The organism is bacterium (genome assembly GCA_040756715.1).
In the GTDB taxonomy this organism is placed as follows: Bacteria; UBA9089; UBA9088; order UBA9088; family UBA9088; genus JBFLYE01.
Genome location: JBFLYE010000172.1, coordinates 1 through 13,196 on the forward strand (window position 1 = coordinate 1; position 13,196 = coordinate 13,196).

Sequence of the window (13,196 nt, forward strand, 5' to 3'; positions counted from 1 at the left end):
CAACAGTAAATTTTAAATTGCAAATTTTAAATTGTAAATTTAAAGAGGTAAAAAATAATATCATAAAAATTCATCACTCTCTCAATTTGCAATTTACAATTTGCAATTGTTTAGCTTTAGCTAAACACGTACTATTCCGTGAAGAGCCATAAATTTTCTTAAGTTCCACATTTAAAGGTTTACAAATTTGCCAAAGTTCAGTTATAATTTTTTTATGAGGATATTTCTTCTTGGACTCTTTTTAGTTGGATGTGCCGAGCAAAAAAAGGCATGGATTCCCATTTTAGCCTCTCAAAAATGGTATCAGGATATCGCCGGGAAGGAAAAGAGATTAACGGGAAAAATATATGATAAAGGAATAACAAGGTGGATTATAAAGGGCGATATTAAGGCAGAAAAAGGGGTAATTCAAGAAAAAGCATTGGAGTATAAAAAGGGTGAGGAATACAACAGGTTTCTCTTTGAGACAGGCGTTGTTATCTACGACCTCTACCTTGGCGATTTTTGGGAAGAGGAGAGACTGGAAAAAATCATTGGTCTTGACAAGGAAGCAAAAGCCCTTTCTTCTAAAAAATTTGAGATAATTGGAAAGGAGAGAATATTTTTTGTTGAGGAAGGAGGAAAGAAGATAAAAAAAAGGGAGTTTATTCCAGGAATGATAAGGCAGAAATGAAGGTGGGAATTCTTACAATTAGCGATAAGTGTGCAAGGGGGGAGAGGGAGGATAAAACAAAGGATGCCATAAAGGAGGTTTTGGGAATCTCTGATTTTGAATATAGGCTTGTTCCCGATAAATATGGAGATATAAGGTCTGCATTAAATGAGATGTCTTTGTCTTGTGAGCTTATCCTTACAAATGGGGGAACAGGCCTTTCTCCTTCCGATATAACACCAGAGGCAACCGCATCTATACTTGATCGGGAAATACCTGGCATTCCAGAGGCAATGAGGAGCGCTGGGATAAAGCATACACCAAATTCTATGCTTTCAAGGGCAAAGGCTGGAATAAGAGGAAGGGCTTTAATCATAAACCTTCCTGGTTCACCAAAGGGTGCATCTGAATGTTTGTCTTCTATTCTTCCCATAATCCCACATGCCATTTCCCTTATAAAAGGAGAGGTAAAAGAATGCGGCAGATAATGAGAGCACTAGAGCACCAAAGCAGCCTACTAGCACCAGTGAAAAACCCTTCCATATTTAGCCGAAAACCTCTTGTATTTTTATTGCTATTTCTTTCATCTAATGTTTTTGCTGAATTTACCCTTCCATCTGCGGGAGCAAAGCCACAGGGTTTGGGTAATGCCTTTATTGGGCTTTCAGATAGCCCTTATGCTATGGTTTTTAACCCAGCAGGGCTTGCTTCTATTACATCTTATGAGCTTTCATTTTCATATACAGGGTCTGATTCCTCCTATGATTTTTTAGGGCTAACCTTGCCAGAGAAGATGAAGGGAAATTGTGGATTTGCTGTTTTAAGCAGAGAAAATAAGGCATTCTATTTTTCCTATGGAAAGTTTTTAAAGATAAGAAATAAAAGCATTTCAGCGGGAACATCTATAAAGCTCTTTAAATCAAAGGATGATGGAAAAGGCTTAGGTATTGACACTGGAATTCTTTATTCTTTAAGGGATAATCTTACATTTGGCTTTGTTTTGGGAAATCTCTTTCGGGATAATTTTGGATATGGATTTGGCTTAAGCTTTAAGATTAAAAGCTATCTTTTCACACTAGATTTAAAGGAAAGGGAAAAATCAAGCCTCTATTTTGGGTTAGAGAAGAAAATGAAGGAATTTCTTGTAAGGGGAGGGATTGATGATAAAAGCCTCGCTTTAGGGATTTCTCGTTGTTTTTCTGGTATTGATATAGATCTTTCAATCTCTCCCTTTATTCTCTCGGCTGGGTTTGAATATTAGTACGTGTTTAGCTAAAATTTCCTCCTTTGTCCTTTCGGATTTGGCGCTTTTTTTAACTTCCTTTCTTCTTCTCGTCTATAAACACATACAAAAAATAATGGTTACCAAAATGGGTATTTTTTTACTATAATAAATATAGAAATTTAAAAATTGGAGGAAAAAATGAAGAGAGAAGAAGATATTCTTAAATTAGTAAAAGAAAACAATGTAAAGTTTATCCGCCTATGGTTCACAGATATATTGGGTCAGCTAAAGAGCTTTGCCATAACCGACAAAGAACTTGAGGGTGCATTGGAGCATGGGATGGGTTTTGATGGCTCATCCATTACCGGCTATCAAGATATTGAGGAGAGTGATATGGTAGCAATGCCAGATATAGAAACATTCCAATTGCTTCCTTGGACACCAGAGGAGCATCCGGTTGCCAGGATGTTCTGTGATGTGAAGACCCCAGGTGGCAAAGATTATGAGGGAGACCCAAGGTATGTTCTAAAGAGGGCATTGCAAAGGGCAAAAGATATGGGCTTTGACCATTATTATCTAGGGCCAGAGCTTGAGTATTTCTATTTTAACTCATCTGATGCCACCGAGGTGCTTGATAAGGGAGGCTATTTTGACCTAACCACTCTGGACGCTGGAAGTGATTTAAGGAGAGAAACCATCCTTGCCTTAGAGGCAATGGGAATTCATATTGAATATAGCCACCATGAGGTAGGTCAAAGCCAGCATGAGATTGATATGAGGTATTGCGATGCCCTGCAGATGGCAGACAATGTGATGACCTATCGCTTGGTGGTTAAAGAAATTGCCCAAAAATATGGTGTTTATGCCACATTTATGCCTAAACCTATATTTGGTCAGAGTGGTTCAGGAATGCATACCCATCAATCCCTTTTTAAAGGCGAAAACAATGCCTTTTTTGATAAAAATGATAAATACCATTTAAGCGAAACTGCTAAGAAATTCATTGCCGGGCAATTAAAGCATGCCAAGGAGATGTCGGCTGTCTTTGCCCAGTGGGTAAATTCTTACAAAAGGCTTGTCCCTGGCTATGAAGCACCTGTCTATATTGCCTGGAGCAATCGCAATCGCTCAGCCTTGATAAGAATTCCGGTCTATCACCCAGGAAAGGAATATGCTACACGGGCAGAGTTAAGGTGTCCAGACCCAGCTTGTAATCCCTACCTTACCTTTGCGGTGATGCTTCAGGCTGGTTTGGATGGAATAGAAAAGGGCTATGAATTAGAAGAGGCTATGGAGAAAAATCTCTATGATTTAACAGAGGAGGAAAGAAAAAAAATGGGGATTGAATCTTTACCAGGAAGCTTAGGAGAGGCAGTAGCAATTGCCGAAGAAAGCGAGTTAATAAAAAAGACGCTGGGAAACCATGTCTTTCCCAGATTTATTGAGCTAAAGAAAAAGGAATGGGAGGAATACAGGATTCAGGTAACCCAATATGAGCTTGAAAAATATCTTTCTATTCTATAGCTTATATTTAGCTGTTGATTTTTTGAGTTTTTATTATGGCTAAAAGCTAAACAACTACACATTAAACCTAAACTCAATAATATCGCCATCAGCTACGATATAGTCCTTCCCCTCTAATCTAATAAGCCCCTTTTCTTTAAGATGTGCCATTGAGCCTTTGTTTTCAAGAAAATCTTTGTAAGAAACAACCGATGCCCTGATAAATCCCCTTTCCATGTCTGAATGAATCTTGCCTGCGGCTTTTAGGGCATTTGTTCCCTTTTTGATTGGCCATAGCCTTACCTCATCCTTTCCAATGGTAAAAAAGGAGATTAAAGAAAGGCTTGTATAAATTGTTTTTATTAGATTGGGCAGACCAGATTCTTTAATCCCTAGCTCATTGAGAAAGAGAGGTCTTTCATCTTCCTCTAATTCAGCTACCTCCATTTCAAGCTTACCAGAAAGAATAACACATTGTTCATTGTTTTCTCTTGCATATTCTTTTAATTCCTCGTCCTTTCTTTGTTCGTCAATGTTGCCTATAAGGACAATAGGCTTATCGCTTAAGAACTGATAGGAGGAAAGATACCTTCTTTCATCGTCGGTTAACCCAATTCTTCTAAGGGGGATTTCTTTAGAAAGGCTATCCCTACACCTTTCAATAATAGCCTTCTCTTTTTCCTCCTCTTGTCTCATCTTTCTTCCCTTGGAAGCTAAATTTGCTATTCTTTTCTCTGCTATGAAAAGGTCAGAAAGGATAAATTCTTGTAAGATTGTCTTTATCTCTTTTATTGGTTCTATTGGCTCACAGAAGCATCTTATCACAATAGCTATTGCATCTATATTGGCTAGATCAAGGATTTTTGTTCCAGTTTTAATGGAATGGGTATCGATAAATTCCATCTCAGAGGAGACCCTTTTTTTCTCCGGATATAGACGATGAAGACAATCAAGCCTTTCGTCTAAAATTTTGACCACGCCGATATTCCTTCCCTTTGCCTTTAATGATGTTAAGGCATTAAAGATGGTTGTCTTACCAGAAAGAGGAAGACCAATCAGGGCTACTTTTATCATTGACAAAACAATTTATCTCTTTCTATACTTTCTAATGTGCGGCCGTAATTTAGTGGTAGAATGCAAGCTTCCCAAGCTTGACGTCGTGGGTTCAAATCCCATCGGCCGCTTAAGCGAAATTACACTAGATTTTAGTAGCAAGGAGATGGGATTTGAAGCCCGAGCAAAGCGAGGGCCGGGAACGAAGGATTTTGTTAGGCAAAAAAGGAGCAAGTGCGATCTTTTTTGCATTAGAAAATCCTTTCGTTCAAATCCCATCGGCCGCTATTTGATTGCGGAATGCGGATTTCGGAATGCGGAATAATTATCAACAATGAAAATTTTATGCCGAAGAAGGGAGTTGAACCCTTATGGAGGAAACCTCCACGGGATTTTGAGTCCCGCGCGTCTGCCAATTCCGCCACTTCGGCTTTTTTATATTATAAAAGGGAGGTAAGGTAAATGGCAACAATTTATTATGAAGCCGATGCAGACCTAAGTCTGCTTAAGGGAAAGAAGGTAGCCATAATTGGCTATGGTGCACAGGGTCATGCTCAGGCTCAGAATCTTAAAGATTCTGGAATAGAGGTTATTATAGGCAACCGGGAAGGGAAAAGCTTTGAGAAAGCAAAGGCTGATGGATTTTCTCCTCTATCAGTAAGAGAGGCAGCAGCCAAAGCTGATTACATCCAGCTTTTGGTTCCTGATCAAATCGCACCAAAGGTCTATAAGGAGGAGATTGAGGAAAATCTAAAAGGAGGAAAGATACTTGGATTTTCCCATGGATTTAACATCCATTTTGGACAGATCATTCCTCCAAAAAATATAGATGTGGTAATGATTGCTCCCAAGGGGCCTGGTGCCTTTGTTAGAAAGGTATTTCAAGATGGAGGTGGCGTTCCCTGCCTGGTTGCTGTTTATCAGGATGCCTCAGGAAAGGCAAAGGATTATGCCTTAAGCTATGGAAAAGCAATCGGTGGAACAAAGGCGGGAATTATTGAGACAACATTTCTTGAGGAAACAGAGACCGACCTGTTTGGAGAGCAGGTTGTTCTATGCGGTGGTGTCTCTGAGCTTATCAGGGCAGGCTTTGACATTTTGGTTTCTGCTGGCTATCAGCCAGAGGTCGCCTACTTTGAGTGCTGCCATGAGCTGAAGCTCCTCGTTGACCTCATCCATACAAAGGGCATCTCGGGAATGAGGGAGGCAATTTCAGATACAGCAAAGTATGGCGATGTAACTAGGGGAAGGGTAGTAATCAATGAAGATGTAAGGAGAAATATGACAAAGATTCTTGCCCAAATCCAAATAGGCTCTTTTGCCAAGGAATGGATCCTTGAAAATCAAGCAGGAAGACCTGTTTTTAATGCCTTACTTTCGGCCGATAAAAACCATCTCATAGAGAAGGTGGGAGAAAAATTAAGAAAGATGATGCCATGGATTTCTTGACAAAAAAGGAGGATAGAAATTAGAATTTTTTTATGCAAGGAAAGGCTATATCAAAATATATTAGAATTTCTCCCTCAAAGCTAAGACAGGTTATTTCCCTTATAAAGGGAAAAAGGGGTGATGAGGCAGAGAATATCTTGCAGATGATGCCAAAGAGGGCATCCTATTTTATCCATAAAGCATTAGGAAGCGCATTTGCAAATTGCAGGATAAGGTCTCCCCTTTTAGAGCTTAAGGATGTCTGGATAAAAGAAGTATGGGCAAATAATGGGCCAATGATGAAGAGGATAAAATATTGTGCAAGGGGAAGGTCGGGCAGGATTCTTAAAAAAACATCCCATCTTACAATTGTCCTTGAAAAAATATGAGCATCGCCATTGTTTTAATGGCAGTTGTTGGCATTCTCCTTCTTATTGAGATTGTAAATTTTTTTATTAAATACAAAAGGATGAAAGAGAGAGAAGACCTTGTCTCTTGTGTAATAATGCTTCTTTTTTTTATATTTTGGGCAATATCAATAGTTTTAATGATTAAGAAATTATGAGTATTACAATTAGCTTAAGGATTTCAGAGGGGATTGTATTAGGATGCGATAGCCTTGCTACTGTAAAGGCTATTCCTATCCCCCAGGAGGAATTTGTCCAATGCCCAGAATGCTTTGGAAAAATATCCTGCTCAAGGCTAATTCCCCCTCCTCCCACCACATTTACGGTTTCAAAAACCATAAATAAGCTATTCTGCCTTAATGAAAAAATTGGCGTTCTCTCATTTGGTGTAAGCTTTATTACAAAGAGGAGCATCCAAAGCCATATTTTTGATTTTGAAAAAACCCTTACCGGCGAGGAAGAAATAAAAGAAATAGCAGAAAAGCTTGAGGTCTATTTTAGAAGGGAGCTTACCTGTGAAATTGTTGACCTTTCCCAAATACCAGAGGATGAATACCCTTTGGGCTTTCAGATTGCAGGGTATGATGAAAATGATACAACGCCAAAGACATATACCCTAAAAATTGGGCAAAAATCTGTTATTGAGCCTGTTTATGAGGGTGGATATGGCTGCACATTCGGAGGAGATGGAAGGATAATCCAGAGGCTATGGGAGGATAACCCAGAAAATCCCATACCCTTGCCGAATTACCAATTTTTTTCCCTTCAGGATGGCATTGACTATGTGGAATTTCTTATCAGCACAACAATAAAAGCCCAAAAATTCCTTCCTATGCCCCAAACCTGTGGTGGAGACACAGAGATTGCTGTGATAACCCCAGATGAAGGTTTTGATTGGATAAAGAGCAAAGAGCTTGATGTTTATAGTGTTTGAGGGAGGGGAAGGATCAGGAAAATCATCCCAGGTAAGCATGCTAAAAGATGCCTTAAAAATGCCTTGTCTTGCTACAAAAGAGCCATATTTAGAATGGATAAAGGAAATGGTCTTTGATGGAAAAACACCAAAAATGGCAGCCCTTTACCTGTTTCTTGCAGATAGAATAATTCATATAAACGAAGTGATTAAGCCTGCTTTAGCTGAAGGGAAAATTGTTATTTGCGATAGATACTCCCTTTCAACGATTGCATATGAAGGGTATGGCTATGGAATAGATATTGAGCTTATTAAAAAATTGAATGATGGATGTATTATCCCGAATATTGTTTTTCTCCTTGATATAGAGCCAGAAAAAGGATTAAAAAGGGTCAAAAGGGATAATAGGTTTGAGAGGGAGGATATATCATTCCATAAAAGGGTAAGGGAGGGCTATCTTTCCTTAGCAAAGGGGGATAAAAACATAAAGGTTCTTGATGGAGAAAAGACAAAAGAGGAAATTCATAAGATTGTAATGGAAGAATTAGAATTTAGGATTTAGGAATTTTATGACATTAAATCAGAAAATAATTTCAAAAAAAGCAGGAAGGCCTGTAAAGGAGGGAGAGATTGTTATTGTAGATGTTGATGCTTGCTTTCTTCAGGATGGAACAGGGCCACTTGCCATAAAAAGATTAAAGGAGCTTGAAATAGAGAAAATATCCCCTCCAAAGAGGTCCATTATCTTTATTGACCATTCATCTCCCTCTCCCAATTTATCCCTTTCAAATGACCATAAATTACTAAGGGATTTTGCCGGTGAAAATAATATTATTTTATCTGATATCGGAGAAGGTGTGTGCCATCAAAGGATGGCAGAGGATTTTGTAAAACCAGCTGATATAGTTATCGGCTCTGATTCCCATAGCTGCACCCTGGGAGCATTGGGTGCTTTTGCAACCGGGATGGGTTCTTCTGACCTTGCGGTTATTCTTGGGCTAGGAAAGACATATCTTAAGGTTTGTGAGGCAATATTGGTTGAGATTACAGGAAAATTTTCAAAGGGTGTATATGCAAAGGATTTAATTCTTTACCTTATAGGAAAAATAGGGGCAGATGGTGCCTCATACAAAGCCCTTGAGTTTAAAGGATGTGAATTGGATATGGAAGAAAGGCTTACCATATCAAATATGGCAATTGAATGTGGGGCAAAGGCTGGATTATTCCCATCTGATGAGAAGACAAGGGAATTTTTGAAAAAAAGAAAAAGGGAGAATGATTATTTGCCATTAGAAAGTGATGAAGATGCAGAATATGTAGAAAAAATAAACATAGATGCTTCTTCCCTTGTTCCCTATATTAGCCTTCCCCATAGCGTTGATAATGTGTTTGAAGTGAGTGAAAAGGAGGGTTTAAAAATAGACCAGGTCTTTATTGGAACCTGCACAAATGGAAGGGTTTCTGATTTAGGGATTGCCGCAGAGATTCTTAAGGGGAAAAAAGCAAAGACAAGGCTTTTAATTTGCCCTGCATCAAAAAATGTCTACCTTTCTGCATTGAAAGAGGGAATAATTGAAATTCTTATTGAAGCAGGGGCGGTTATCCTTCCTCCTGGATGTGGTCCTTGCGTAGGAATCCATCAGGGTGTATTGGCTGATGGCGAGATATGTCTATCAACCGCAAATAGGAATTTTAAGGGAAGGATGGGAAATCCGAATTCAGAGATATACCTTTGTTCTCCCGCCACCGCATCAGCCTCTGCTTTATATGGAAAAATAACAGACCCAAGGGAGATATTATGAATTTTAAATTGCAAATTTTAAATTGTAAAATGAAAATATCTGGTTATGCCCATAAATTTGGTGATGATGTTTCCACAGACATAATCATCCCGGGGAGATTTTTTCATCTTCGTTCTAATCTAGTTGAGCTTGCCAAACACCTTATGGAGGATGCAATGCCTGGATTTATAGATAAAATAAAAAGGGGAGATTTCATTGTAGGAGGAAAGAATTTTGGCTGTGGCTCATCAAGGGAGCATGCACCAACCATTATGAAAATAGCCGGGATAAAGGCCGTTCTGGCAAAGAGCTTTGCCAGGATATTCTTTAGAAATGCAATAAATTTAGGGCTTCTTGTCATTGAATGCGATACAGATGGTATAGAAGATGGAGATTATCTTACAATTGATGGAGATGGCTTTATTGAAAACAAAAGAACAGGTAAAAGAATAGAATTTGTCCCCCTTTCTCCATTTATGAAAAAAATCCTTGAAGATGGTGGTCTTATTGAATATGTAAAGAAGCATAAGGGGATTTATAGTATCTTCCATTACTTAGTGCAAAAATAGATAGGGTTGTGTTTATCTGTTAAAAATTCATCCACCTTTTAAGAAATTTTGAATTCTAAATTTTGAATTGAAAAAGGTTAAGTTTTATAAAATTTTTTCCCTTTTAATTCAAAATTCAACATTCAAAATTCATAATTTTATAAAGTTTTCCTTAAGATTATCTAAACACATACATTTTGTAAAGCGTTATGGAATTAACTATAAGATATGAAGGTATCTTATAATTGGCTTTCTTGCTTCACAGAGCTTCCGGGTTTAGAGGAATTGGCAGATATTCTTATAAACCTTGGTTTTGAGGTAGCAAGTGTAGAAGGGGTTAAGGATGACACAATAATTGACCTTGAGATTCCTGTAAGTAGGCATGATGCCTTGTCAATCATTGGTTTGGCAAGGGATATTTCTGCATTTACAAAAAGACCTTTAATACCTTTAGAGATTTCTGTTTTAGAAGAAAACCTTGCTCTTATCCCAGAGATAACCATTGAAGAACCCTTGCTCTGCCCAAGGTATACCGGAAGGATAATTAGCAATATCAAGGTTTGTGAATCGCCTCCCTGGCTAAAGGAGCGCCTTATAAATTGCGGAATTCGTCCAATAAACAATATCGTTGATATTACAAATTATCTTCTCCTTGAGCTTGGACACCCAATGCACTCTTTTGATTACGATAAGCTAGAAGGAGGGATTTTTGTAAGGCAGGGGAAAAAGGGAGAGAAATTGCTTTGCCTTGATGAAAGGGAATACGATGTTGAAGGGGCTGTTGTTATTGCAGATTGCAAAAAGCCTATTGCAATGGGAGGAATTATGGGAGGCAAAGAAACATCTGTAGGCAATCGGACAAAGACATTTCTCCTTGAGGTTGCATATTTTTCTCCCCTTGCCATAAGAAAAACCTCAAAAAGGCTTGGAATTATCACAGAATCTTCATATAGATTTGAGAGGATGATAGATCCAGAAGGCTTAATTAAAGCACAAAATAGGGCGGCAAGCCTAATCCTTTCCCTTATTCCAGAAGCAAAAATAGGGCCGATATCCGACATATACCCAAAGCCCTGTCCAGCCTTAAAGATAAAATTAAGAGAAAAAAGGGTAAATAAGGTTCTGGGAACAAGCCTTAAAGGAGAGGAGATGAAAGATATATTAAAAAGGCTTGGCTTTGGAATAGAAGATGATATGGTAATGGTTCCCTCATTTAGGGGTGAAATAACCAGGGAGATAGACCTAATAGAAGAGATAGCAAGGATTTACCAATATGGTAGAATAAAAGAGACAATGCCCATTTCTCCTGTTATTCCCCAGATAAACAAAAATTTTATAATGACAAGAAAGATAAGGGAGATAATATTGGGAGCTGGAATGGATGAGGTTATAGCCTATAGCTTTACAAGCAAAGAATGCCTTGAAAGATTAGGATTGGCATTAGATATTGTCTCTTTAGCACAACCTTTATCAGCCGATGCCTCAATAATGACACCAAGCCTTATCCCCGGGCTCCTTGAGATAGCAAAGATAAACATTTCAAGAGACCAGGAAAACCTTTCAATATTTCAGATTGGGAAGGTCTTTGAGAAAAATAGAGAAGAAACAAGCCTTGCAGGTCTTATGACAGGAAAAAAATGGCTAAATTGGATGGATAAAGAAAGGGATTTTACCTTCTTTGATGCACTTGGTGTAATCAAAAGGCTATTTTTAGAGCTTGGAATAGAGGCTAATTTTATAAAGGAGGAAATCCCCTTTGCAAAACAGGGGTTAAAGATAGTCTTTAAGGGAGAAAATCTTGGCATTGCAGGGATTTTGCTGCCAGAGAAAGGAGAATATTATGGAATAAAAAAGCCCCTATTCTTCTTTGAGCTTAATCTTTATCTAATAATTTCCCATTCTACAAAAAAGCTCTTTAAGGAATTTTCAAAATACCCGAAGATAGAGATAGATATTTGTCTCCTTGTGCCAGAGGGTATAAAATCGGAAAATGTAGAAGAAATAATAAAAAAAGAGGGTAAATCCCTTGTAAAGGATGTATTTCTCTATGATATTTATAAAGGAGGAAATATCCCAGCCAACCATAAATCCCTAACCTACAGGATTACCTATCAAGCAGATACGAGGACATTAACAATGGATGAGATTGAGAAGATAAGGGAAAATACACTAAAAACATTGCAAAATGAGGTTTCTGTCTCATTGAGGAGCTAGATGACAAATATCTATTCCCTCATCACTGGTTTAATTGGTTTGATAATGGGTGGAGCTATTGCATGGCTTGTAGCAAAATTGCATAGCCAGCGTAAGATTAATGAGCTTGAGAAAATAGGAGCAGGGCTTGAGGCTATAATTAAAGAAAGGGATAATTATGCCAAAGATAAAGATTGTGAGATAGATAGGCTTAGAGATGAGCTTAATTTAGAAAGGCAATCTAGGGTAGAGGCATCGACCAGGCTAGAAGAGGCACAAAAGATCCTGGAAGAAGAAAAGAAATTTATTGAAACAATGAAGGAAGAGATGAAGGATACATTCAATGCCCTTTCATCAGCCAGCCTAAAGAGCAGCAGCGAAGACTTTTTAAGGCTCGCCTCAGAACACCTTGGCAAGGTTGTAGCTGATACAAAAGGGAAACTTGGTGAGCATCAAGCCGCTATGGATGGGCTTATAAAGCCATTGCAGGAGGCATTGAAAAAATACGAGGAAGAAATTCACTCCATAGAGATAAAGAGAAAAGAGGATTATACAAGCCTTAATGAGCAGATAAAGATGCTTTCAGCATCCGCAAGCAACCTGACCACTGCCTTGAGAAAACCACACATTAGGGGAAGGTGGGGTGAGATAGCATTGAGGAATGTAGTTGAATTAGCAGGGATGTCAAGCTATGTGGATTTTTTAGAACAGGTTGTGGTTAAAGATGAGGATATTATCAAAAGACCAGATATGGTAATTAGGCTACCAGGTGGTCGCTCTATTGTGGTTGATTCAAAAGTCTCTATAGATGCCCTCCTTGATGCTTCATCATGCCAATCAGAGGAGGAAAAGAGGGAATTTCTAAAGAAACATAGCCAGCATGTTAAAGAGCAGATAATCAGGCTTTCGGAAAAGGCATACTGGGAACAATTTGAAAAATCCCCTGAGATTATAGTGCTTTTTATGGGAGAATCCTCTTTTGTCCAGGCATTAGAGATTGATCCTACCCTAATGGAATTTGGCCTTTCCAAGAAGGTTTTGGTGGCAACACCCATAACCCTTTTTGCCCTTTTAAGGGCTATTAACTATGGCTTAAGGGAGGAGCAGCTAACAAAAAATGCCCAAATAATAAGTGAGCTTGGCAGGCAATTATATGAGAGGATAAATGTCTTAGCAGGCCATTTTGAAGACATTGGTTCAAACCTTACCAAGGCAACCGAAGCATACAACAAGGGGGTAAGCTCTTTGGAGACAAAGGTTTTGCCATCTATTCGTAGATTTAAAGACCTAGGCGTTAGTGTTAGCAAAGAGATACCAATTATTGAACCTGTAGAAAAGCTGCCAAGGAATACCACTCTTCAAGAAATATAGTTAATTCCACAACGCTTTACAAAATGTATGGGTTTAGATAATCTTAAGGAAAACTTTATAAAATTATGAATTTTGAATGTTGAATTTTGAATTAAAAGGGAAAAAATTTTATAAAACTTAAA

At 38.3% G+C, this 13,196-nt stretch carries 14 protein-coding genes and 2 tRNA genes; 14 read left to right on the forward strand and 2 right to left on the reverse strand.

Annotated features, from left to right (window positions below; all coding sequences use genetic code 11):
* The first annotated feature begins 214 nt into the window (after positions 1-214).
* The 4 genes from AB1397_06300 to AB1397_06315 all read left to right on the forward strand — a co-directional run bounded on the left by AB1397_06300 (position 215) and on the right by AB1397_06315 (position 3,401).
* A complete protein-coding gene (locus AB1397_06300) occupies positions 215-673 on the forward strand; it encodes a hypothetical protein (protein MEW6482591.1) in 459 nt (152 codons plus the stop codon).
* Entirely contained in the window at positions 670-1,140 is a 471-nt protein-coding gene (locus tag AB1397_06305; protein ID MEW6482592.1) for a MogA/MoaB family molybdenum cofactor biosynthesis protein, read from the forward strand. The genes AB1397_06300 and AB1397_06305 overlap by 4 nt, the downstream gene beginning before the upstream one ends.
* Entirely contained in the window at positions 1,140-1,913 is a 774-nt protein-coding gene (locus tag AB1397_06310) for a hypothetical protein (protein ID MEW6482593.1), read from the forward strand. Before AB1397_06305 ends, AB1397_06310 begins: the two co-directional genes overlap by 1 nt.
* 162 nt (positions 1,914-2,075) lie before the next feature.
* Positions 2,076-3,401, forward strand: coding sequence for a glutamine synthetase family protein (locus tag AB1397_06315; protein MEW6482594.1), 1,326 nt, complete (start codon positions 2,076-2,078; stop codon positions 3,399-3,401).
* Between the two features lie 54 nt (positions 3,402-3,455).
* Here AB1397_06315 and AB1397_06320 read toward each other — a convergent pair whose 3' ends face one another.
* Positions 3,456-4,454 carry a DUF933 domain-containing protein gene (locus tag AB1397_06320; GenBank protein MEW6482595.1) on the reverse strand — a complete coding sequence of 333 codons (999 nt, stop codon included), beginning with the start codon at positions 4,452-4,454 and terminating at the stop codon, positions 3,456-3,458.
* Between the two features lie 38 nt (positions 4,455-4,492).
* Here AB1397_06320 and AB1397_06325 point away from each other — a divergent pair.
* Positions 4,493-4,564 (forward strand) — tRNA-Gly (locus AB1397_06325).
* Positions 4,565-4,779: 215 nt separating this feature from the next.
* Here AB1397_06325 and AB1397_06330 read toward each other — a convergent pair.
* Positions 4,780-4,864, reverse strand: a tRNA-Leu gene (locus tag AB1397_06330).
* 31 nt (positions 4,865-4,895) lie between these two features.
* Between AB1397_06330 and ilvC the strand changes: the two genes are divergently transcribed.
* The 9 genes from ilvC (at position 4,896) to rmuC (ending at position 13,074) form a co-directional block, all read left to right on the forward strand.
* Positions 4,896-5,882 (forward strand): ketol-acid reductoisomerase, encoded by a 987-nt coding sequence (gene ilvC, locus AB1397_06335; GenBank protein MEW6482596.1) that lies wholly within the window; start codon positions 4,896-4,898, stop codon positions 5,880-5,882.
* A 32-nt stretch (positions 5,883-5,914) separates the two neighbouring features.
* Entirely contained in the window at positions 5,915-6,250 is a 336-nt protein-coding gene (gene rplV, locus AB1397_06340) for a 50S ribosomal protein L22 (GenBank protein MEW6482597.1), read from the forward strand.
* Positions 6,247-6,426 carry a hypothetical protein gene (locus AB1397_06345; protein ID MEW6482598.1) on the forward strand — a complete coding sequence of 60 codons (180 nt, stop codon included), beginning with the start codon at positions 6,247-6,249 and terminating at the stop codon, positions 6,424-6,426. Before rplV ends, AB1397_06345 begins: the two co-directional genes overlap by 4 nt.
* Positions 6,423-7,202, forward strand: a complete 780-nt coding sequence (locus tag AB1397_06350; protein ID MEW6482599.1) for a hypothetical protein — start codon at positions 6,423-6,425, stop codon at positions 7,200-7,202. The genes AB1397_06345 and AB1397_06350 overlap by 4 nt, the downstream gene beginning before the upstream one ends.
* Positions 7,186-7,743: a dTMP kinase gene (tmk, locus tag AB1397_06355; protein MEW6482600.1), complete on the forward strand. Its 558-nt coding sequence runs from the start codon at positions 7,186-7,188 to the stop codon at positions 7,741-7,743. Before AB1397_06350 ends, tmk begins: the two co-directional genes overlap by 17 nt.
* Before the next feature lie 7 nt (positions 7,744-7,750).
* On the forward strand, positions 7,751-8,983 hold the full coding sequence (locus AB1397_06360; protein MEW6482601.1) for a 3-isopropylmalate dehydratase large subunit: 1,233 nt from the start codon (positions 7,751-7,753) through the stop codon (positions 8,981-8,983).
* 29 nt (positions 8,984-9,012) lie between these two features.
* Entirely contained in the window at positions 9,013-9,531 is a 519-nt protein-coding gene (locus AB1397_06365) for a 3-isopropylmalate dehydratase small subunit (GenBank protein ID MEW6482602.1), read from the forward strand.
* Between the two features lie 207 nt (positions 9,532-9,738).
* The gene (gene pheT / locus AB1397_06370) at positions 9,739-11,724 is read left to right on the forward strand and encodes a phenylalanine--tRNA ligase subunit beta (protein ID MEW6482603.1); all 1,986 of its coding nucleotides are present in this window, start codon (positions 9,739-9,741) and stop codon (positions 11,722-11,724) included.
* Positions 11,725-13,074, forward strand: a complete 1,350-nt coding sequence (gene rmuC, locus AB1397_06375) for a DNA recombination protein RmuC (GenBank protein MEW6482604.1) — start codon at positions 11,725-11,727, stop codon at positions 13,072-13,074.
* The last annotated feature ends 122 nt before the right edge of the window (positions 13,075-13,196 follow it).